Annotated in this window: 17 protein-coding genes; 13 read left to right on the top strand and 4 right to left on the bottom strand. The window is 37.1% G+C overall.

The genetic code is table 11. From position 1 onward, the window contains the following. Positions 1-44: 44 nt before the first annotated feature. Entirely contained in the window at positions 45-521 is a 477-nt protein-coding gene (locus EZJ43_RS13925) for a hypothetical protein (RefSeq protein ID WP_165953178.1), read from the bottom strand. A gap of 295 nt (positions 522-816) precedes the next feature. Between EZJ43_RS13925 and EZJ43_RS13930 the strand changes: the two genes are divergently transcribed. After that, positions 817-2,586, top strand: coding sequence for an AMP-dependent synthetase/ligase (locus EZJ43_RS13930; RefSeq protein WP_133263325.1), 1,770 nt, complete (start codon positions 817-819; stop codon positions 2,584-2,586). Continuing rightward, the gene (gene ggt / locus EZJ43_RS13935) at positions 2,564-4,285 is read left to right on the top strand and encodes a gamma-glutamyltransferase (protein WP_133263326.1); all 1,722 of its coding nucleotides are present in this window, start codon (positions 2,564-2,566) and stop codon (positions 4,283-4,285) included. Before EZJ43_RS13930 ends, ggt begins: the two co-directional genes overlap by 23 nt. 64 nt (positions 4,286-4,349) lie before the next feature. Here ggt and EZJ43_RS13940 read toward each other — a convergent pair whose 3' ends face one another. Then, positions 4,350-5,312, bottom strand: a complete 963-nt coding sequence (locus tag EZJ43_RS13940) for a hypothetical protein (RefSeq protein WP_133263327.1) — start codon at positions 5,310-5,312, stop codon at positions 4,350-4,352. Positions 5,313-5,427: 115 nt separating this feature from the next. Between EZJ43_RS13940 and EZJ43_RS13945 the strand changes: the two genes are divergently transcribed. The 8 genes from EZJ43_RS13945 (at position 5,428) to EZJ43_RS13980 (ending at position 14,930) form a co-directional block, all read left to right on the top strand. After that, complete coding sequence (locus EZJ43_RS13945; protein ID WP_133263328.1) at positions 5,428-5,862, top strand: MarR family winged helix-turn-helix transcriptional regulator; 435 nt, start codon at positions 5,428-5,430, stop codon at positions 5,860-5,862. Between the two features lie 11 nt (positions 5,863-5,873). After that, positions 5,874-8,279 (top strand): 3-hydroxyacyl-CoA dehydrogenase/enoyl-CoA hydratase family protein, encoded by a 2,406-nt coding sequence (locus EZJ43_RS13950; protein WP_207924631.1) that lies wholly within the window; start codon positions 5,874-5,876, stop codon positions 8,277-8,279. 601 nt (positions 8,280-8,880) lie between these two features. Beyond that, positions 8,881-10,056 (top strand): acetyl-CoA C-acyltransferase, encoded by a 1,176-nt coding sequence (locus EZJ43_RS13955; protein ID WP_133263330.1) that lies wholly within the window; start codon positions 8,881-8,883, stop codon positions 10,054-10,056. 62 nt (positions 10,057-10,118) lie between these two features. Further along, entirely contained in the window at positions 10,119-10,493 is a 375-nt protein-coding gene (locus EZJ43_RS13960; protein ID WP_133263331.1) for a four helix bundle protein, read from the top strand. 142 nt (positions 10,494-10,635) lie between these two features. Next, positions 10,636-12,414, top strand: a complete 1,779-nt coding sequence (locus tag EZJ43_RS13965) for an acyl-CoA dehydrogenase family protein (protein ID WP_133263332.1) — start codon at positions 10,636-10,638, stop codon at positions 12,412-12,414. Between the two features lie 535 nt (positions 12,415-12,949). Next, positions 12,950-13,405, top strand: a complete 456-nt coding sequence (locus EZJ43_RS13970) for an FKBP-type peptidyl-prolyl cis-trans isomerase (RefSeq protein WP_133263333.1) — start codon at positions 12,950-12,952, stop codon at positions 13,403-13,405. A gap of 126 nt (positions 13,406-13,531) precedes the next feature. Further along, entirely contained in the window at positions 13,532-14,017 is a 486-nt protein-coding gene (locus tag EZJ43_RS13975; protein WP_243718100.1) for an FKBP-type peptidyl-prolyl cis-trans isomerase, read from the top strand. A 4-nt stretch (positions 14,018-14,021) separates the two neighbouring features. Next, complete coding sequence (locus tag EZJ43_RS13980) at positions 14,022-14,930, top strand: FKBP-type peptidyl-prolyl cis-trans isomerase (protein WP_133263335.1); 909 nt, start codon at positions 14,022-14,024, stop codon at positions 14,928-14,930. Here EZJ43_RS13980 and EZJ43_RS13985 read toward each other — a convergent pair. After that, positions 14,927-16,345: a cryptochrome/photolyase family protein gene (locus EZJ43_RS13985; protein ID WP_243718101.1), complete on the bottom strand. Its 1,419-nt coding sequence runs from the start codon at positions 16,343-16,345 to the stop codon at positions 14,927-14,929. The genes EZJ43_RS13980 and EZJ43_RS13985 overlap by 4 nt on opposite strands. Before the next feature lie 100 nt (positions 16,346-16,445). Beyond that, positions 16,446-17,378 (bottom strand): TIGR01777 family oxidoreductase, encoded by a 933-nt coding sequence (locus EZJ43_RS13990; protein ID WP_133263336.1) that lies wholly within the window; start codon positions 17,376-17,378, stop codon positions 16,446-16,448. A gap of 252 nt (positions 17,379-17,630) precedes the next feature. Here EZJ43_RS13990 and EZJ43_RS13995 point away from each other — a divergent pair, with 252 nt between their 5' ends. The 3 genes from EZJ43_RS13995 (at position 17,631) to odhB (ending at position 23,230) form a co-directional block, all read left to right on the top strand. Next, positions 17,631-18,905: a DASH family cryptochrome gene (locus EZJ43_RS13995; protein WP_133263337.1), complete on the top strand. Its 1,275-nt coding sequence runs from the start codon at positions 17,631-17,633 to the stop codon at positions 18,903-18,905. A gap of 224 nt (positions 18,906-19,129) precedes the next feature. Continuing rightward, on the top strand, positions 19,130-21,925 hold the full coding sequence (locus EZJ43_RS14000; protein ID WP_133263338.1) for a 2-oxoglutarate dehydrogenase E1 component: 2,796 nt from the start codon (positions 19,130-19,132) through the stop codon (positions 21,923-21,925). Between the two features lie 78 nt (positions 21,926-22,003). Beyond that, positions 22,004-23,230: a 2-oxoglutarate dehydrogenase complex dihydrolipoyllysine-residue succinyltransferase gene (gene odhB, locus EZJ43_RS14005; RefSeq protein WP_133263339.1), complete on the top strand. Its 1,227-nt coding sequence runs from the start codon at positions 22,004-22,006 to the stop codon at positions 23,228-23,230. The last annotated feature ends 100 nt before the right edge of the window (positions 23,231-23,330 follow it).

Raw genomic sequence — 23,330 nt, forward strand, 5'->3', positions numbered from 1 at the left:
TGCTTTTTTTAAAACAGTCTCTTTTTATACTTTGTAACTTGTCTTTAGAAAGTAAAACGTACACCTAAGCCTACGTCTCCACTATAAAAAGATGCATCGGGTGTTAATTGCAGAGTTGGTATCCAATCCAAAGATAAATTGATTGGCGCACCTTTAAATTTGTAGTCTAAACCTAAAACACCATTTAATCCTAAGTACACATCGCCATCTAATTCCTTTACCTTGTATGATCCGATAGTACCACCACCACCGTAGTACCAAGTAAGGCCTGCTGCGCCATTTATAGGATTGTACACTTCGTAAAGTCCTGTTAATCTTAAGTAATCTATACCCTTTGTACTTCTAAAGTTACCTACAAGTTCAAGCATTGCGCCTTTATTCAGCCCAGTTTTAAAGGTAATTCCGTTGGCATTTCCAAAACGGCCACCAATCGCATTCTTGTAATTCTGCGCATTAACATTCGTCGCACCAATTGTAAGTAAGGCTACACATCCAAAAATAGTAAGTAGTAATTTTTTCATAAAAATGATTTTTTTTGCTTTAAAGCAATATCTGTGCCGTTGTCGTACACATTACGCAATTTTCTCAAATGAAACCATCGAGAATCTTCTGCTTTTAACTAAAAAAAATATTTTTCAACGCGTTGGCTGAGTGTTAAAACATTATTTCAACAATAAAATATAATAAATTACTATGCATGCAGAATAAATTTAAAATCTATTGCAGTAGAAAAGATAATTTGTTAGATTTGGTTTATAGCACCTAACAAATGTTATGAATTAAGTTATTGCCTAGCCAAAATTAAAATTCTTGTTTATGTCTTCAACCGTAAAAAGAGTATTCGATCTTTTAAAATATAGTGCAGAGCAGCCTAAAGAGGATTTTGCCTGTGGTAAAGAAAATGGAAAATGGACTAAGTACAGCACTGATGAATTTTGTACCGCAGTTGATAACTTAAGTCGTGGACTAATAAAGAAAGGGATCGTTAAGGCGGGTCGTGTAGCGGTAATGTCTCACAATCGGCCCGAATGGAATATTGCCGATTTTGCGGCAAATCAAATCGGCGCTTATCAAATCCCGCTCTATCCAACACTTGCAGAAAATGATATAAAATTTATTTTAAAAGATGCAGACATATCAATCATTTTTGTTGCCGATGAGGATTTATATAAAAAGGTTAAACCTTGTATAGATGCTGTTAACCCATCAATTAAAATATATACTTTTAATGATGTGGCCGGAGCCGAAAACTGGAATGTTTTATTAAAAGATGGCGCAACTGCGGATGAAATCAACCTCGATGAATATAAAGATAATGTTTCTCCGGAGGATATATTAACGATCATTTACACATCCGGCACTACCGGCACACCAAAAGGTGTAATGCTAACACACAATAACTTAGTGGCAAATTTTTTAAATTCTGCTGTTGTTATGCCTCCAAACGTAGATAAAGGGCTCAGTTTTCTGCCTCTATCACACATTTTCGAGCGGATGATTATTTACCTGTACATTTTCAACAGAACATCAATTTATTATGCCGAAAGCATGGATACTATCGTTGCGGATATCCAATATGTAAAACCCAATGCATTTTCTACTGTGCCTAGGCTTTTAGAAAAAGTGTATGATAAAATTATGGAGAAGGGTAAAGCCCTTACAGGTATCAAAAAATCTATTTTCTTTTGGTCTGTGGCTTTGGCCGAGAATTATAAAATTGATGCAGGTGCATGGTATAATTTTCAGTTAGGTATTGCCAGGAAGTTAGTTTTTAAAAAATGGCAAGAAGCTTTAGGCGGACAAATTATTGTAATCGTATCTGGCGGTGCCGCATTAAACCCAAGGTTGGCTAAAATTTTCTGGGCAGCGGGCATGCCTGTTTTTGAAGGATATGGATTAACAGAAACTTCGCCTGTAATTACCGTTAATCGATCTGGCGGTACAATGTTCGGGACCGTTGGTGAAGTGATAGAAGGTGTGGAAGTTAAAATTGCACCCGATGGAGAAGTTTTAACGCGTGGTCATCAAGTAATGAAGGGTTATTACAACAAACCTGATTTAACTGCCGAAGTAATTGATGCCGATGGCTGGTTTCATACCGGAGATATTGGTGAGTTGATTGATGGAAAATTTTTAAAAATAACCGACCGCAAAAAAGAAATGTTTAAAACAGCTGGAGGCAAATATGTGGCGCCTCAAGTTTTAGAAAACAAATACAAAGAATCTATATTTGTTGAGCAGATTATGGTTTTGGGTGAAAATAGAAAATTTCCTTCGGCATTGATTGTGCCAAATTTTGTTACTTTAAAAACGTGGTGCGAAAGACATGGAATAGCCTTTACTACGAAAGAAGAAATTATTCAAAATGAAAAAGTGTTAACTAAATTTGCTGAAGTTTTAGAAGGTTTTAATAGCGAATTTGGTAAGTGGGAACAAGTAAAAAGATTTGCTTTGTTGCCAAAAGAATGGACCATAGATGGTGGAGAACTCACGCCTAAACTTAGTTTAAAACGAAAAGTTATTACCGAAAAAAATAACGCTATAATTGAGAAAATATATAAAGATGCAGAGAATTATAAAGCTTAAAACTTTCCGAATCCTTACTTTAGGCTTGTTAGCCGTTATTGGTTTTTCGTATGGTTGTGCAAGCGGGCAGCTTGGTAAAAAAAATAGCGATGAATTTAAAAACGGCATGGTGGTTTCTGCCCATCCGGAAGCTTCGAAGGTTGGTATTGATATTTTAAAAAAAGGAGGTAACGCCGTAGATGCTGCAGTAGCTGTGCAATTTGCTTTAGCAGTGGTTTATCCGAATGCAGGCAATATTGGTGGCGGTGGCTTTATGGTTTATCGTTCGGCAAAAGGAGAAGTTAATGCATTAGATTATAGAGAAAAGGCACCAGCAAATGCAAGTAGGGATATGTATTTGGATGCTTCTGGCAATCCTATTGTTGATAAAAGTTTGTATGGGCATTTAGCTGCGGGCGTTCCCGGTTCGGTTGATGGAATGGTTGAGGCACACAAAAAGTACGGCAAACTTACTTGGGCGCAAGTGGTGCAGCCAGCGATCGATCTTGCCCAAAATGGATTCAAAATTACCAAACGTCAGGCCGGTGAATTAAATGAGTTACACCAAAAGTTTACAACTTTTAATCCCAACGGTGCAGCATTTATTAAATTAGAAGGTACGTGGGCGCCCGATGATGTTTTGGTGCAATTAGAGTTGGCGAACACGTTAAAGTTAATAAGAGATAAAGGTAGAGCAGGTTTTTATGAAGGTACAGTAGCAGATAATATTGTTGCCGAAATGAAAAGAGGCAACGGTTTAATGACCAAAGATGATTTAAAAAATTATCACGCTACGTGGAGAAAACCTGTTGTTGGCAATTACCGAGGATATAAAATAATTACTATGCCACCTACATCAAGCGGTGGCATTGCGTTAATCCAATTATTGCAATCGGTGGCGCCTTATCCATTAAAACGTTGGGGTTACAATACCGATTCGACAGTGCAATTGGTTGTTGAGGCAGAAAGAAGAGTTTACGCTGATCGAGCAAAGCATTTGGGCGATCCAGATTTTTACAATGTTCCGCAAGATCAATTGATCAAAAAAAGTTATAATAAGGATAGAATGGCAACCTTTAACTGGAATGTCGCCACGCCAAGTAGCGAAGTTTTGGCAGGTGTGGTAAATGCTAAAGAGCACGAAGAAACAACTCATTTTTCTATTGTTGATAAAGAAGGAAATGCGGTATCCATCACAACTACTTTAAATGGATCTTACGGTTCGTTGGTAACTGTAAACGGTGCAGGGTTTCTTTTAAATAACGAAATGGACGATTTTTCTGTTAAACCGGGCGCACCAAATATGTACGGTTTAGTAGGTGGAGAGGCCAACGCGATAGCGCCGAATAAACGGATGTTAAGCTCGATGACGCCAACGGTAATAGAAAAAGATGGGAAATTGTTTATGGTTGTGGGTACGCCCGGCGGATCGACGATAATCACTTCAGTTTTTCAAACCATTATCAATGTAATCGATTTCGATATGACAATGCAACAGGCAGTAGCGGCCAAAAAGTTTCATCACCAATGGTTGCCCGATGAGGTTTTTGTAGAGAAAGATGCATTAGATCCTACCACTACTAAAAAGCTTGAAGCCAAAGGCTACAAAATAACACCTCGTGGGCCGATTGGCAGAGTAGATGCGATTCTAAGAACTAAATGGGGATACTACCAAAGTGGAGCAGATCCAAGAGGGGATGATGTTGCAATTGGCTATTAGCCTTAATAATTATTAAAATAAGCTTCGATGATTTAAAAATTATCGAAGCTTTATGTTTTTAAAGTTACTTAATCAGATTTCTGATTTTCCTTAAATCCTTGGCATTAAAATTGTAAGATATCGCGGAGTAAGCTTGGTAAAGTAATTCATTGCTAGCACTATTATAAATAGTAACTACTTTATCAGTAGTACTTTTAGTGTAAACCAAATAATTAATGTTCGAACCCTTTTTCAAAATAAGTTCATTCAACTCCTTCGTGCTTACAAATTTAATTGGGAGCTTATAAGCCTCAGCAAGGCTTTCGTCTTTTTCCTCATCAACTTTTTCAGACATGGTAAACATGCTAAATCTTAACTTAACATATTCGGGTACGTAAAGCGTATCCTTTAATAAAGAAGCAAGTTTCATTTTGTTTTCCATTTCGAAAGTATTTTTTCTGTTTTTCTTTGTTAAAAGTCCATCATTAATTTGTTTGAGATAGGCTCTAAGTACGCCCGGAGACCAGTTGTATAAAATAGCATCTGTGTATAAAAATGTAATCATATCCACATCCTTAGTTTTTGAACCTCCAAATTTAAAAGTATTCCCCACCGTCTGATATAGCGTTTTGTCATCAGGATATATTAATACATTTCCGAAGTTTACATTTGATCCTTTCTTGCCATTTTTTTTAAACGTTGGTAGGTCTAAAGCGTAAAAAAAACGAATAACTGTAGTCTTGCCGTTAGTCTCTTTAAAACCACTAAAAGCAAAGTAAGTATAACCTGGCTTATCGATATATTTGCTTAGCTCGTCTGGTTTAATGATTAAAAATGGTGTTATTGTCCACACGGACGCAATAGCTTGATTAAATTTTTCTAATTCAGTATAATCTTTATACTGAAGGGAAAATAGCGTTATTGTGCTTTTAAAGGTGGCCATTTTTTCTTCTCCTGCATCCTTTGGATAGAATGTTACTTGACTTTTGCTCGAAAAATAAGAGAAAATATAGATCGCAATTACGATTAGTTTTTTTATTGAAAACATATAAGCTGATAAGGTTAATTTATTCACAATTATAAAAATAATTTTTGCAATTTAAGTTTGCTTTAATAAAATACATTCATTAGCTTTGTTATGCAAGCATAATAAATTAATGAGAATGAAGCAAACCAAAACTATAGATTACCACGTAAAGTTTGCGTGGCAAAATATGTTTAACAAGTACAATCAAATGGCCTCGGGATTTGGAATTACCCAAGCTATTGGTTACATGCTCATCAATATAAACGACGATGAGGGTACTGCGGTTTCTGTTCTTGCGGGCTTGTTAGGTGTTAAGGCTACTAGCCTTTCCCGTATGTTAAATAATATGGAGGATGCAAATTTAATTTATCGTGAAACAGCCATTGGCGATAAGCGGTCGGTTAAAATTTTTCTAACTGATTTTGGTAAGGAAAAGAAACATTTAGCAAAGGGCGTTGTGCGCAAGTTTAATGAATACCTTGATGAACATTTCTCGAAAAAAGAGAAAGAAACATTCATTAATTTATTAATAAAATTGAATGATATTACAGTAGCATATACTGTAGATTAAACTTATTTATAATGAAACGAAGTATTAATAAAGTTGCAGTTTTAGGTTCAGGTATTATGGGTTCGCGTATTGCATGCCATTTTGCCAACATTGGTGCAGAGGTTTTGCTATTAGATATTGCACCTAAAGAACTTACTCCAGAAGAACAGTCGAAAGGATTAACACTAGAAAATGCTGCTGTAAAAAACCGTATTGTAAATACCGCGTTTCAAACAGCAGTTAAGAGTAACCCCTCTCCAATTTACTCAAAGAGTGTTTTAAATAAAATCAAAACAGGCAATTTCGATGATGATATGCCTAAAATTAAGGATTTTGATTGGGTAATTGAAGTGGTGGTTGAGAACCTCGACATCAAGAAAAAGGTTTTCGAGCAAGTGGAGCAATTTCGTAAGCCGGGTACTTTAATTACATCCAACACTTCTGGTATTCCAATTCATTTAATGGCTGAGGGTAGAAGCGAAGATTTTAAGGCAAACTTTTGCGGAACACACTTTTTTAACCCGCCTCGATATTTAAAATTATTAGAAATTATTCCTACGCCTTACACTAAGCCAGAGGTTGTTGATTTCTTAATGCACTATGGTGATAAGTTTTTGGGTAAAACAACCGTTTTATGTAAAGATACCCCAGCTTTTATTGCCAATCGGGTAGGCGTTTATTCAATTATGGCCCTGCTTCATTTGGTTGATAAATTAGATTTAACAATAGAAGAGGTTGATAAATTTACGGGACCTGCATTGGGCAGACCGAAATCGGCAACTTTCCGCACGTCTGATGTGGTTGGTTTGGATACGATGATTAAAGTGGCAAAAGGTCTTTATGACAATTGCCCAGATGATAAAGCACACGAATTATTTAAACTTCCTGCTTATGTGCAAAAAATGGAAGAAAATAAATGGTTGGGCGATAAAACCAAACAGGGTTTTTATAAAAAAACTAAAACAGCTGAAGGCAAAACTGAAATTCTCGTTTTAGATTTAAAAACTTTAGAATATAAGGCGCAACAAAAGGTAAAGTCGGCAACTTTAGAGTTAACTAAGCCTATCGAAAATCTTCGTGAACGAATGAAGGTTTTTGCTGTTGGAAAAGATAAAGCAGGTGAGTTATTTCGCCAGTCTTCTTTCGGTTTATTTGAATATGTTTCAGATCGGATTCCAGAAATTTCGGACGAATTGTACCGTATTGATGATGCCATGCGTGCTGGTTTCGGATGGGAATTAGGCCCTTTTGAGCTTTGGGATGCCGTTGGCGTTAAAGAAGCGATTGATGGCATGGAGAAATATGGAAACAAAGCTGCGGCGTGGGTCCACGAAATGCTCGATGCTGGAAATACCTCATTTTATAAAGTAGAAGCGGGTGTTAAAAAATATTATGACATTCCATCTAAATCGTACAAGGCGTTACCAGGAACAGCTGATTTTATTATTTTGGATAACATCCGCGAGCATAAAACGCTTTGGAAAAATTCTGGCGTTTCTATTATCGATTTAGGCGATGGTATTTTAAATGTAGAATTTCATACTAAAATGAATACCATTGGTGGCGATGTAATCACCGGAATTAATAAAGCTATTGATATGGCTGAAAAGGATTATCGTGGTTTAGTAATTGGTAATAATGGGGCAAACTTCTCTGCCGGTGCAAACGTAGGTATGATTTTTATGATGGCTGTTGAGCAGGAGTGGGATGAATTGAATATGGCCATTCGTATGTTCCAAAACACATCAATGCGCATTCGATATTCCTCAATTCCAGTGGTGGTTGCGCCACATAATTTAACTCTAGGTGGCGGTTGCGAATTTAGTTTGCATGCAGATTATGTTCAACTTTCTGCCGAAACCTACATGGGTTTGGTAGAATTTGGTGTCGGTGTAATTCCAGGTGGTGGCGGTACAAAAGAGTTTGCTTTACGTGCATCTGACGAATTTAGGGACGATCAAATTGTTCAAAATACTTTAAAAGACCGTTTTTTAACCATCGGCATGGCAAAGGTTTCTACCTCGGGTTATGAAGCGTATGAATTGGGTTATTTGCAGAAAGGTAAATTCTCTATATCGATGAATTCAAACCGTTTACTTGCCGATGCAAAAGCGAAAGCAATTGAATTGGCAGATGCAGGATATACCGAGCCAGTACGCCGAACAGATATCAAAGTTTTGGGTAAACAAGGATTAGGAATTGTTTATGCTGGTGCAAACAGTATGTATGCAGGACATTACATTTCTGAGCACGATAAGAAAATCTCTGAAAAGTTAGGTTACGTAATGTGTGGTGGTAATTTATCATCACCAACAGAAGTAAGCGAGCAATATTTGCTTGATTTAGAACGCGAAGCATTTTTATCGCTTTGCGGAGAAAGAAAATCTTTAGAAAGAATACAAAGTATAATTACAAAGGGAAAACCGTTGAGGAATTAGTGATGAGATATGAGATTTGAGATATGAGATATGAGATTTGAGTATCAAGTATCAAGTATCAAGATTGCGAGGCTGAAAAACTCTGAGGGGTTTCCCCATTTGGAGGGGGCAGATTTAAGTTTCTAAACACTGAACTAAATTTTTAAACCCGATAGAAGTGGAAATACTTTTTGTTGCTTCTCACAAAAAAGATTGCCACGTCGTTCTTAGTAGCAATGACGGACATGGGTGGATGACAGAAGCAAAAAAAGATTGAAACGGATAGCGGGGACTAATTAACCTATGAAATGCAGGATTTGCTTTTCAAATAATTGAAATAAAAATATTAGCGATTTTGGGTTTTAAGCTCAGTCTTGATACCTGATACTCGCTACTTTATAGTAAAAATAAACAATTGCGATTTTCAATTTCGAGCCTAGTCTTGATACTTGATACTCGCTACTTTATACTAAAAATAACCGCGATGTCATGTTTCGAGCCCAGTCTTGATATTTGATACTCGCTACTTTATACTAAAAATAACCGCGATCTCATGTTTCGAGCCCAGTCTTGATACTTGATACTCGCTACTTAATACTAATAAGCTACTAGATACTAGAAAATGGAAGCATACATAATAGCCGGATATCGTACAGCAGTGGGCAAGGCGCCTCGTGGTGTATTTCGTTTTACAAGAGCTGATGATTTAGCTGCAGAAGTGATTAAAGCTTTGGTGGCATCAGTTCCGAATTTAGATAATGAACAAATTGACGATGTAATTGTGGGTAACGCCACGCCAGAGGCAGAACAAGGCCTTAATATTGGGCGGATGATTTCGCTTATGGGTTTGGATACAGAAAAAGTTCCAGGAGTTACCGTAAACCGGTATTGTGCTTCGGGTTTGGAAACCATTGCTACGGCTGTTGCGAAAATTAAAGCCGGAATGGCCGATTGCATAATTGCTGGTGGTGTTGAAGTAATGAGTGGAATGCCTTTTGGTGGCTGGAAATTAGTTCCAAATGCTGAAGTGGCAAAGAAAAATCCAGATTGGTATTGGGGAATGGGCTTAACGGCAGAAGCAGTTGCAAATGAATATAAGGTAAGTCGCGAGGATCAAGATGCTTTTTCGTTGAAGTCGCACGAAAAAGCCATTCATGCCATAAAAAATGGCCATTTGAAAGATGGCGTTTTGCCAATTACAATAAATGAAAACTATTTAGATGCAAATTTAAAAGCTAAAACCCGTTCTTATGTAGTTGATACAGATGAAGGGCCGCGTGCGGATACCACTTTAGAAAAGTTGGCGAAACTTAAACCAGTTTTCGATGCTTTTGGAAGTGTTACGGCGGGTAATTCATCACAAACATCTGATGGTGCAGCTTTCGTTTTAGTAGTATCTGAAAAGAAGATGAAAGAATTAAATGCCGAACCAATAGCACGTTTAGTAAGTTATGGCATTGCAGGTGTTCCACCCCGAATTATGGGTATTGGCCCAATCGAGGCGATTCCGAAAGCTTTAAAACAAGCTGGTTTGAAACAAGCAGACATAGATTTAATTGAGTTAAATGAGGCTTTTGCGTCTCAATCACTAGCGGTAATCAGAACATTAGATTTAAATCCAGATATTATTAACGTCAACGGCGGTGCCATTGCATTAGGCCATCCACTTGGTTGTACTGGCGCTAAATTAACGGTGCAAATGATGAACGAATTAAAAAGACAAAATAAAAAATACGGGATGGTTACTATGTGTGTGGGCACAGGACAAGGTGCAGCGGGGATTTTTGAGTTGTTGTAAAGGAGATGTGAGAAGTTAGATGTGAGATATGAGAGGTATGGCGTTGAAAAAAAACATGAGCAATGAATAAATTAGATGAGCTTAAGATATGGAATAAGGCGATTGATTTAACAGTTGCTGTTTATAAGGCAACAGCTAGTTTTCCGTTAGATGAACGTTTTGGTCTAACTAATCAATCTCGCAGAGCTGCTGTTTCAATACCTTCGAATATAGCAGAGGGAGCAGGACGAAATTCTATGAAAGAATTTAATAATTTTTTAGGGATTGCAAATGGTTCATCCTATGAATTACAAACGCAACTATTACTGGCGAATAAGTTAGAAATGTTAGATTTAGATTTATTAAATCCACTATTAGCTAAGATAGATGAACTGCAAAAAATGACATATGGTTTTCAGCAAATGCTGAGTAAGAAAATTAACAATAAAAACATTTGAGATATTAGATTTGAGATATGAGGAAGACGGCGTTTTCTCATATTTCAAATCTCATATCTCAAAATAAATAATCGATTTGTTTTTTGAGAATGAGCTTGTCTCACATCTCACATCTCAAATCTCACATCTCAAATCTCATAAAATGAACAAAACAATTAAAGGTGGCGAATTCTTAATTAAAGAAACAGCTTATCAGGATGTATTCATACCTGAAGAATTTGATGAAGAACAACAAATGATTGCGAAAACTTGTCGCGATTTTTTAGTTACTGAGATTACTCCAATTTTAGACAGAATTGATAGTCAGGAAGAAGGATTAATGCCCGCTTTGATGGATAAGGCAGGCGAATTGGGTATTTTGGGTGTTTCGATTCCTGATCAGTATGGCGGTTTTGGTAAAAACTTTAATACCTCAATGCTGGTTGCGGATGTTTGCGGTGCAGGCCATTCTTTTGCAGTTGCGTTATCGGCGCATACTGGTATTGGTACGCTGCCGATTTTGTATTACGGTAACGAAACCCAAAAAGCGAAGTACATTCCAAAGTTGGGTACGGGCGAATGGAAAGCTTCCTATTGCTTAACTGAACCAAATTCCGGCTCTGATGCGAACTCGGGTAAAACCAAAGCTACGCTCACTCCCGATGGTAAACATTACCTAATTACAGGACAAAAAATGTGGATCACCAATGGTGGTTTTGCTGATATTTTTATTGTTTTTGCTAAAATAGATGATGACAAAAACTTAACTGCTTTTATTGTTGAGAAAGATTTTGGCGGTATAACCATGAATCCTGAAGAACATAAAATGGGCATCAAAGGTTCATCAACTCGTCAGGTGTTTTTTAACGATTGCCCCGTGCCAGTAGAGAATATGTTAAGCGAGCGTGAAAATGGGTTTAAAATTGCCGTTAATATTTTAAATATCGGCCGTATAAAATTATCTGCAGCCGCAATTGGCGGAAGTAGAGAGGTTTTAAGCCAGGCGATAAATTACTCAAATGAACGTATTCAATTTGATCGACAGATTTCTAAATACGGTGCCATTAGATATAAAATTGCCGAAATGGCCACTAAAATATATGCAGTAGAATCTGCAAATTATAGAGCCGGGCAAAATATAGATGATGCTTACGATGAGTTGGTTGCCGGTGGTATGGATGAGGGGAAAGCGAAATTGAAATCGACCGAGCAGTTTGCAGTGGAATGTGCTATTTTAAAAGTATGGGGATCTGAAGTTTTAGATTATGTAACAGATGAAGGTGTGCAGATTTATGGTGGAATGGGCTTTAGTGCCGAGGCACCGATGGACAGAAGTTACCGTGATGCTCGTATCAACCGAATTTTTGAGGGTACAAATGAAATTAACCGCCTATTAACGGTTGATATGATGTTAAAGCGTGCAATGAAAGGAGAGTTGGATTTAATGGGTCCTGCCACGGCCGTTGCTGCAGAATTAATGAGCATCCCTGATTTTGGCGAAGAAGATACAACGCTATTTGCTGCGGAGAAAAAAGTTTTAGCCAACTTGAAAAAAGCTACTTTGATGGTTGCAGGTGCCGCCGTGCAGAAATTAATGATGACGTTGAGCAAAGAACAAGAAATTTTAATGAACATTGCTGATATGGCCGGTTATGTTTACATACTCGAATGTACTTTGCTCAGAACGGAAAAATTAGTGAGCTTAAAAGGCGAAGAATCTTGTGCTGGCCAGTTAGATATGTTAAGAATTTACATGGTTGAAGCGGTAGATGGTGTTGCAAAAGCTGGAAAGGAAGCACTTTGGGCTTTTGCCGATGGCGATGAACAGCGCATGATGTTGGTAGGCTTACGCCGATTTACAAAAGTTGAACCGTTTAATGTAAAAGATGCGCGCCAAAGAGTGGCGAAACAACTTATTGAAGCGAATAAATATATTTTTTAAGATATTTTTTTTTAAGGTTGAGGTTTTAGTGTTTAGAAGTGAAAACTAATAAACACTAAACCTTTTTTTGATTTTAAAGAAGATTTTAAAAATGTTTTAGTTTGGTTGTTCTACTAAGAATTCTTCACTCTGCCCCGATAAGTGCCGTGCTTCAGACAATAATTCCCGTCCACCCGGCGTCATTCCCGCGTATGCGGGAATCCTAATGCGAAAGAAAAGTCTGTTTATTGCTTTAAGATTCCCGTTTTCACGGGAATGACGAACGCCCTGAGAATAGTGCGAGATGAATTTTTATCTTCAACCATCTAAACTCTAAAACGCCTCAATCTAGTTGCGATCTAGCCCTGCTTAAACCCAGTATACTTTTTTATAATCGAAATTTTCATTTACTGTTTGACTTAGCCAAAAAAAATAACAACGTAAAATTCCAAAGAAGTGCTTTTAGCACCGACCTATATTTACCGATTGTGTATAAAGCTACATTTCTTAAAACTGAACATTTTAATTTTCTACTCATAAAACCTTATTTTTGTTGATGTTCAAACCAAAATATTGCTCAATTCTAATCCTTTTTATCGTTTTATTAGGTTCTTCATGTACAAGAACCGAAGAGACAGATACCGATAAACAGCTTGTAGCGTTTTTAAAGAAAAATAATATTAACGCAGTTAAAGATGCATCAGGCTTATATTATCAAATTATAAAACCTGGATCTGGATCGTTTACCTATCCCGATAATACTCAGATTACCATTAAATATGAGGGAAAACTTTTGAACGGCGAAATGTTTGACGATGGGGGAGGACAGGAACAAACTTTTCCACTTGCCAGTTTAATAAAAGGTTGGAAAATAGGTATCCCGAAAATTCAAAAAGGAGGAGAAATCCGGTTGATTATTCCGCCGAGTTTGGGTTATGGAGGTAACGGCGCAGGGTCAGTTCCGCCAAATGCTGTACTTGATTTTAATATTAAACTCAGCAATACGCAATAACTTTTATTTAAATTTTGTACAAAATTTATAATTGCGCCCTAATTTTCTATTCAATTAAATCAATTTAGAATGTTAAATTTGGTTAAAAATTGTACCATCAACATTAAAAGCCTATTTTTGTGCACTATGATGAAAATAAAATACTTTTTACTTTTCTTATGCTTTGTAGGTTGCCTTTCTGCATGTAAAAAGGGTGAGATAGTTGAGCCTTACAATCCTGTGCCTCAATTTCAGGCAGATACCACAGCAATTAGAAGTTTTGTTACATTGAATGCTATTCCTGTACAAAAGTTTCTTACTTATGGTGTTTATTATCAAGTTATTGACCCAGGCGTAGGAACCATTGATTGGAAGGTATCGAGAAAAATTACTGTTGATTATACTGGTAAATTATTAAACGGAACAACGTTCGACTCCTCAAAAGGTACACCGGTGTTATTTTATTTAGATAATTTAATTATAGGATGGCGGGTTGCAATACCTAAAATTCAAAAAGGTGGTAAAATTAGATTTTTTGTACCATCTTACTATGGTTACGGTAATGTAGCGACCGGGCCAGTACCTGCAAATTCAGTTTTAGATTTCACCGTTACACTTACAGACGTACAATAAATTAATGAAAAATTTTAATAAACTTAGTTTAATAGCATTATTATTCTCTATAGTATTTTTAACGTCTTGTAAAAAGGAATATGATTCTATACAAATTGTAGATGATGCTGCTATACAAACCTACATTCAAAAAAATAACCTTACGGGTTTGATGAAGGCTGATCCTGACGGTTCTGGGTTTTACTATCAGGTTTTGGATCCAGGTACAGGAAATACAATGGCCAATAAAGATTCGGTGTTATTTAATTATCAGTATAAATCGTTAACCAACGGTAATACATTTTTTGGGACGCCTGCAAATAGCAATAACGGCACTTATTTGGGTTATTTAGCAGAGCCTAATTTTCCAAATGCGTTCAGACAATCGTTACAGGGATTAAAATATGGTGCTAAAGTCCGTGTAATTATCCCGTCGTACCTTGCTTTCGGTAAAAACGGAAGCACATCGGTTAACATTGGCTCGAATGAAATAATAGATGCTTACATCAATACGTTCAGCACGAATAAACAATGGGAATTGGACGACACTAAAATTCAAACTTTTTTAACAGCAAAGTCTTTGACCGCAGTTAAAGATCCATCGAGAGTTTACTATATTACAAGCAATCCTGGCACGGGAACCGATGTAATTACCAAAGAAAGCACATTGGTTGTGAAATATACTGGTCGTTTATTAGATGGTACGGTTTTCGATTCATCAACCGATGGAACATTTTCTACTACATTAAATTCGGTTGTAAGAGGTTGGAGTGTTCTAACAAATCTTAAAGCTGGGGGTAAAATGAGAATTTTTATCCCTTCTGATTTAGGTTACGGAACAGCAGGAAGTTTTAGCCAGGTAACTGGTGCGCAAACCATTCCGTCTAATGCAATATTGGATTTTGATATTGAAATTGTAAGCGTTACCAATTAAGATAACGCTTCTTTATAAACTTTAAGCACTCTTTCTCGTGCAAATTTATGCTCAACTATTGGTTGGGCATATTTTTTTGTCCCAAATTCTGGCACCCACTTTTTAATGTATTTAAATTCTGGGTCGAATTTTTTAGTTTGAAGTTCTGGATTGAAAACTCTAAAATATGGCGCAGCGTCATTTCCTGATCCTGATGCCCATTGCCAACCGCCAACATTACTTGCCATCTCATAATCTAAAAGTTTTTCAGCGAAATAGGTTTCTCCCCACCTCCAGTCAATTAGCAAATGTTTGGTTAAAAAACTACCAACAATCATCCGTACTCGGTTGTGCATCCAGCCAGTTTGGTTAAGTTGGCGCATACCAGCATCAACAATTGGATAACCGGTTTCGCCTCTGCACCAAGCTTTAAACTCGTCCTCATTATTTCGCCATTGTATTTTATCGTATTGTTTTTTAAAAGAGCCAGATGCCGAATGAGGAAAATGCCATAAAATCGTCATGTAGAATTCTCGCCAAGCTAATTCTTTTAACCATATATAAGATTTCTCTTCAATAGCCTTTTGTGCAGCTTCTCTTATACTTAGCGTGCCAAACCGTAAATGCAAGCCAACATGTGTTGTGCCTTCTAAAGCAGGGTAATCTCTCTTCTCCGCGTAAGTTGCCAATTTATCGGTATAGCTAATTTTTGGGAAATCTAAACTGCTTTTTTCAAAGCCCATTTCTTGTAGCGTTGGTGTAGAAAAGCGCTCAGTCTGCAATAGATTGTTTAAATAGTTTTCCGTTGGATAGGCTTTGGTATAGAAGCTATTCAGTTTAGCAAACCATTGATTGTAAAAAGGAGTAAATACGGTATAGGGTGTTTTATCAGCCTTTAAAATTTCATTTTTCTCAAAAATGACTTGGTCTTTATATGTTTTGAAGATTATATTTTCACTCGCTAAAAACTCGGCCATGTTATCATCGCGCTCTCTAGCATAAGGTTCATAATCATTATTAATATAAACTTCTTTTACGGTGTACTGTTTTAATACATCAGGCCAAATCTCTTCCGGATTACCGTATTTGATTAATAAATCAGAGCCGTTGGCCTGTAATTGTACTTTAATATCCTCCAATGTTTGATAAATAAAGGTAACTCTATCATCCTCCTTATTAAGTTTGTCTAAAATATTTTTGTCGAATATAAAAAGCACGAGTACTGGATATTCACTTTTAAGCGCATGGTAAAGCGCAGCATTGTCTTGTAAACGCAAATCTCGGCGCAACCAGCAAATCGTAACCCCTAAATCCCTGCCTGTCCGGCAGGCAGGCCCTGAAGGAGACTCTCCCGTTCTATTTTTTAACCCCTCCGCCCCTAAAGGGGAACTTACCCCTAAATCCCCTGAAGGGGACTTTTCCATTCTATTGTTCATGTGAAATTTTATATTTTTTCTTACTTATCGCTCTTTCCACCACGCTTTTCCACTCGCGCTCTAGGTAGTGGTTTGTCCACCCTGCTTTTCAGCTCCCCCTTTAGGGCCTGCCTGCCGGACAGGCAGGGGTTGGGGGGTACAACTCCCTTATCGCATCCTCCAACTTAATAAACTGAAACTGGTATCCTGCATCTAAAATATGCTGTGCAGAAGTATTGCTACTCATCAAAATCGCGTCTGATCGTTCGCCCATTAAGGTTTTAAGTAAAAATTCTGGCACTTTAATTGGCCAGTATGGTCTATGAAAATGTTTTGCTAATGCTTTTGTTAGGGTTTCATTTGTTATAGGATAAGGTGCGCAGGCATTGTAAGCTCCACACATACTAGGGTTTTCTACTGCTTTTATGTACATGTCCACCATATCATTTATATGTAGCCACGGCACCCATTGTTTTCCTGTGCCTAAAGCTGCACCTACAAATAATTTTACTGGCGTGGCAAGTTGAGGCAGCGCACCTCCTTTTAAGCTAAGTACAATCCCTGTTCTAAGTTTTACAACTCTTAAGCCCAATTTGTTTGCCTCATCAACAGCATTTTCCCAAAGCTTACAACAATCGGCTAAAAAGCCATAACCCACTTCAGTGTCTTCGGTTAAAATTTCATCGCCACAATCGCCATAAAAGCCTACTGCAGATGCAGCTATAAATGATTTGATTTGATGAGAATCCGATTTTTTAATTGCGTTTAGCACTAAAGATGTGGATTGAACTCTACTATCAATAATCGATTTTTTTCGATCTTCGGTCCATTTTTTATCAACAACAGGTTCGCCTGCTAAATGAATAACTGCATCAACACCCTTAAGGCAATTGGCATCAATTTCTTGTTTTTCTACGCTCCAAACATAATTGTTAGGTTCATCGGTTTGCCTTCTCGAAAGTGTATTTACTTCATTACCTTGTGCCAATAACTGTTTTTTTAATGCAGTACCTACAAGTCCACTTGCGCCAGTAATCAATATTTTTTTTGCCATTATTTGTTAAAACAATAAAGATAGAAAAGGGTTTCAGTAGGCAATTACATTTAGCAAAATATATTAACAAAACAAACTCGACGTTATGCACTTTATTTTAAAAATGGATGGTTTATGCCATATTTTTAAATTGAATATCGCGAAAGTGGGGCCTATTTTGTTGCCGATTTGTAAATATTGCTTTTGATGTTGTTATCGATCAAAAAAGTGGTTAATATTGTAGTCACTCCTAATCTTTGTTTCTCACATAAAATGTCAAAAAAAATCCTAGTCTGGTTTAGAAATGATCTTCGTTTACATGATAACGAAGTACTTTTTGAGGCAATTTCTAAATCGGATTCTATTTTGCCAGTTTATGTAGTCGATCATCGATTATTTGATAAAACTAAGTACAACACCAATAAAACTGGAAGCATAAGGGCGAAGTTTATTTTAGAAAGTGTTACTGCTTTACGAGATTCCTTAAAAAAAATCGGAGGGAATTTACTCATTTTGTCGGGTAAGCCAGAAGATATTATCCCTCAAATTGCGAATGAGTATCAAATTAGCGAAGTGTATCATCACCGCGAGGTTGCCTCAGAAGAAACCCATATATCTAGTTTAGTAGAAAATGGCTTGTGGAAGTACCGCATTAATTTAAAGCATTTTATTGGCCATACTTTGTACAATAAGGAAGATTTACCTTTCCCTGTTAAGGACATTCCTGATGCTTTTAATCAGTTTAAAAAGAAAGTTGAGCGAGATGCGATTATAAAACCGTGTTTTGTTGCGCCAGAAAAAGTAAATGTTGCTGAACTTTCTGATTGGGGAAATTTACCAAGTTTGGATGCGTTGGGCATTATAGATCCTGAAAAGGATGAGCGTTCTGATTTCGATTTTACGGGTGGGGAGGAAGAAGGTTTGCTACATCTGCAGAAAGTTATTGATGAAATGCAATTGCCACCAACCTCGAAAAGAATAATTTTCGCCTCTAAACTCTCTGCCTGGCTGGCAATGGGTTGTTTGTCTCCGCGAAAAGTATATTGGGAAATTAAAAAAACAGAGCATATTCCACATACAAAAACAATGTTCAATCATGTTTTATTAGGGTTGCTTTGGAGGGATTATTTTCGCTTTATGTTTAAAAAATATGGCAACACCTTTTTTAAGCCCCAAGGTTTTTCTAAAGATGTACATGTGGTTGCTGAAAATGAAGGCGAAAATTTAGAAAATTGGAAAAATGGAACAACTGGTTTTCCTGTGGTAGATGCAGTAATGACCGAACTGAACAAAACTGGGTTTATTTCTAATATGGCTAGGCAAGCTGCGGCACTTTGCTTAATTCATAATTTGAAAGTAAACTGGATTTTTGGCGCAGCGTATTTCGAAGAACGATTAATAGATTATAATCCGGCCAGTAATTGGGGTAACTGGGTACAAATAGCAGGTTTGGGAAACGACCAAAAAGCTAAAACCAATTATAACTTTGAAAAGAGCATTAAAATTATCGATCCCAAAGGTGATTACGTAACCTATTGGGCATCTTAGGTAATTTTTGTTTATGAGAATTTGAATGTCTTAACCAAATTTTAACCGAGAAAGTGCGAATTTTATCTCTGTTTTTTGGTTTTTTGCAGTGCCGAAAATTTTAATAATTCTTTCATTGTTCCGATGTGCATTTTTATTTCATAAAATCACAATTTTATTAGCTTTTTTGCTGTTTATATAAGGTAAAGTTATAGTTTTGTAATGCTTATAGTAAACAATTAATAATGGGTAGTTTATCTTATCTTAATGGCGCAAACGCCGAATTTATAGATTCTTTATACCAATCTTACCAACAAGATCCTGAATCAGTTGAGTTTGGTTGGCAAAAGTTTTTCGAAGGTTTTGATTTTGGAAGGGAATCAGAATCGTCCGCAGTTTCAGTTGAAACTCCAGAACATTTTTTAAAAGAAGTTAATGTTTTAAATCTGATCGATGGCTATCGCAGTCGCGGTCATTTATTTACACATACAAATCCCGTACGCGAAAGACGTAAGCATTTGCCAACACTCGATTTAGAAAACTTTGGGTTATCAGAGGCAGATTTAGAAACTGTTTTTAATTCTGGCGTAGAAATTGGCATTGGCGCATCAAAGTTGAAAGATATTGTAGCCTTTTTAAAGCAAACTTACGCGCACTCTATTGGTGCAGAATATAAATTTTTACGTACACCGGAAGTGTTGAACTGGATTCAACAAAAAATGGAAAGTACGCGTAATACGCCAAATTTCTCTATCGATGAGAAAAAGCGCATCCTTAAAAAATTAAACGAAGCAGTAAGTTTCGAAAATTTCTTGGGTACAAAATTCTTAGGCCAAAAGCGTTTTTCTTTAGAAGGTGCTGAAGCGCTAATTCCAGCTTTAGATTCTGTTATCGAAAAAGGAGCAGAATTAGGTATCGAAGAATTTGTAATCGGAATGGCACACCGTGGTCGTTTAAACGTACTTGCCAATATTATGCAGAAAACTTACAAAGATATTTTTGCAGAATTTGAAGGTAAAAGCTACAATCCTGAAACACCTTTTGGTGGGGATGTTAAATATCACTTAGGTTACTCCACAGATGTAACTACCGTTTCTGGCAAAAACGTTCACTTAAGTTTATGCCCAAATCCATCGCACTTAGAAACTGTTGATGGGGTTGTGGAAGGGATGAGTCGTTCAAAAATCGATTTTAAATATGGTGGCGACAACAGTCGTTTAGCGCCAATTTTGATTCATGGCGACGCATCAGTAGCTGGTCAGGGCATTGTGTACGAAGTGCTTCAAATGGCAGGGCTTGATGGTTATAAAACTGGTGGTACAATTCACTTGGTTATTAATAATCAAATTGGTTTTACTACAAATTATAAAGATGCACGTACAAGTACTTATTGTACCGATATTGCGAAAGTAACTTTATCGCCAGTTTTCCACGTAAATGGAGATGATGCAGAAGCGTTGGTTTATGCAATTAATTTGGCAATGGAGTACCGTCAAAAGTATAAAAATGATGTTTTTATCGATATTTTATGTTACCGCCGTTTTGGTCATAACGAATCTGACGAACCAAAATTTACGCAACCTTTATTGTATAAGATTATTGAGAAACACCCAAATCCTAGGGAAATTTATATCGATCAGTTAAACAAAGAGGGTAAATTGGAGGATGGATTTGCGAAAGAAATGGAAAAAGATTTCCGCGGGATTTTGCAAGAGCGATTAAATGAAGCCAAAGAGTATGTTGCAGGTAATAACGAAGTGAAATTTGGTGGCGCATGGTCTGATCTTAGGATGGCAACGCCCCAAGATTTCGAAACTTCGCCAAATACTTCTGTTAAAAAATCTACCTTATTAGAAATTGGGAAGAGAATAACCACTTTACCAGCAGATAAAAAATTCTTCAAGAAAATTGAAAAATTATTTGCTGAGCGCACGAAAATGGTGAACGATACGCATATTTTCGATTGGGCAATGGGCGAACAATTGGCTTACGGTACAATTTTATCAGAAGGTAAACGTGTGCGTTTAAGTGGCCAAGATGTTGAGCGAGGTACATTTTCACATCGCCATGCAGTTTTAACTTTAGAAGATAGTGAAGAAGAATATGTGCCACTTTGTAACATTTCCGATCAACAAGCGACTTTTGATATTTACAATTCTCACCTATCGGAATATGGCGTTTTAGGTTTTGAATATGGTTACGCAATGGCAAACCCTAATGCTTTAACCATTTGGGAAGCACAATTTGGCGATTTCTTTAATGGAGCGCAAATTGTTGTCGATCAATATGTGGCAAGTGCAGAAACAAAATGGCAAAGAGAAAATGGTTTAGTAATGTTGTTGCCTCACGGATACGAGGGTCAAGGCCCTGAACATTCATCGGCACGTATTGAGCGTTTTATGGAACTTTGCGCAGATTACAACATGCAAGTTGTAAATTGTACTACGCCAGCAAACTTTTTCCATGTTTTACGTCGCCAATTTAAGCGCGATTTCCGTAAGCCGTTAATTGTTTTTACGCCAAAAAGTTTATTGCGCCATCCGGCGTGTGTGTCAAAATTAGCAGAATTTACCGAAGGTGGTTTTAGAGAGGTTATTGATGATGTGAACGTTAAAGTGGCTGAGGTTACTCGTGTACTTTTTTGTAGTGGCAAAATATATTACGAGTTGTTAGAAAAACAACAGGCAGACAAATTAAAACATGTTGCTATCGTTCGTGTAGAGCAGTTATACCCTACACCTATAACTCAAATGGAAGCGATTAAAACCAAGTATAAAAACGCTAAAGATATATTTTGGGTACAAGAAGAGCCAGAAAATATGGGCGCATGGCCGTACTTGTTCCGCCGGTTATACAAAACAGCTTTAAAAGGTATCGATGTAATTTCGAGAAGAGAAAGCAGCAGTACCGCAACAGGTTTTGCTAAGCAACACGCAAACCAACAGGCGTATATCTTAGCAAAGGCTTTAGCGGTAAAATTAACCGAAGAAGTAAAAGAAATCGCTAAAAAAGCGACCAAAACATTGATTCAAATAGACTAAAAATAAGGCTGAGGCTTAGGTGAAGGTTAACTCAATCTTGGCCTTAACCTCAACCTCAAACTTGAAAAAAAAAGAAATATGAGTTTAGAGATAAAAGTTCCACCTGTTGGAGAGTCGATAACTGAAGTAGTTTTATCCAGCTGGATTAAAAAAGATGGTGATTTTGTTGAAATGGATGAAATCATTGCGGAATTGGAATCGGATAAAGCAACTTTTGAGTTAACAGCCGAAAAAGCTGGAACTTTAAAAATTATCGCTGCAGAGGGTGATACGTTAGCGATTGGTGCAGTTGTATGTGAAATTGAAGAAGGTGAAGGAAAGTCGGAAAGTCAAAATACCGAAAGTCCGAAAGCTGAAGTGTCTGTTGCCGATAAAGCGAGTGCCCCGACTCCTGAAAATAGTAGAGATAGTTACGCATCGGGAACGCCATCGCCAGCTGCGGGCAAAATTCTTTCAGAAAAAGGTATTGAGGCAAATGCTGTAAAAGGCACAGGTGTTGATGGACGTATTACTAAAGATGATGCAATTAAAGCTGAGAAAGCGGAAAGTCCAAAGGCGAAAGTGGAAACTCCGAAAGCAGTAACTGCTCCAGTAGTGGCAGGCGCACGTTCTGAACGCCGTGAGAAAATGTCGCCCTTGCGTAAAACAGTTGCAAAACGCTTAGTAACCGTAAAAAATGAAACGGCCATGTTAACCACTTTTAACGAAGTGAACATGAAGCCTATTATGGATTTACGCGGAAAATATAAAGATCAGTTTAAAGAGAAATACGGTGTTGGGTTAGGCTTTATGAGCTTTTTCACTAAAGCTGTTACCGAAGCACTGAAAGATTTTCCTTCAGTAAATGCACGTATTGAAGGCGAAGAAATTGTATTTAACAATTTTGCTGATGTTTCTATCGCGGTTTCTGCACCGAAAGGTTTAGTAGTTCCTGTTATCCGCAATGCGGAAAGTATGACTTTGGCCGAAATTGAAAAATCGGTTATGGCTTTGGCTTTAAAAGCACGCGATGGTAAGTTAACGATTGAAGAAATGACTGGTGGAACCTTTACCATTACCAACGGTGGTGTTTTTGGTTCGATGATGTCAACACCAATTATTAATGCACCTCAATCGGCAATTTTAGGCATGCACAATATTATTGAGCGCCCAATTGCAGAAAAAGGAGAAGTTGTAATCCGTCCGATGATGTATTTAGCTTTATCTTACGATCATAGAATCATCGATGGAAGAGAATCTGTTGGTTTCTTGGTTCGTGTTAAACAACTTTTAGAAGATCCTGCACGTTTATTGTTGGGTATTTAATTACAATATTTTTATAAGGAAGCCTTAATGTTAATTCGTTAAGGCTTTTTTTGTTTTAAAGCTATTAGCATATTAATCGATAATGAATAATACAATTTGT

This window comes from Pedobacter changchengzhani (assembly GCF_004354365.1).
Lineage (GTDB): Bacteria > Bacteroidota > Bacteroidia > Sphingobacteriales > Sphingobacteriaceae > Pedobacter > Pedobacter changchengzhani.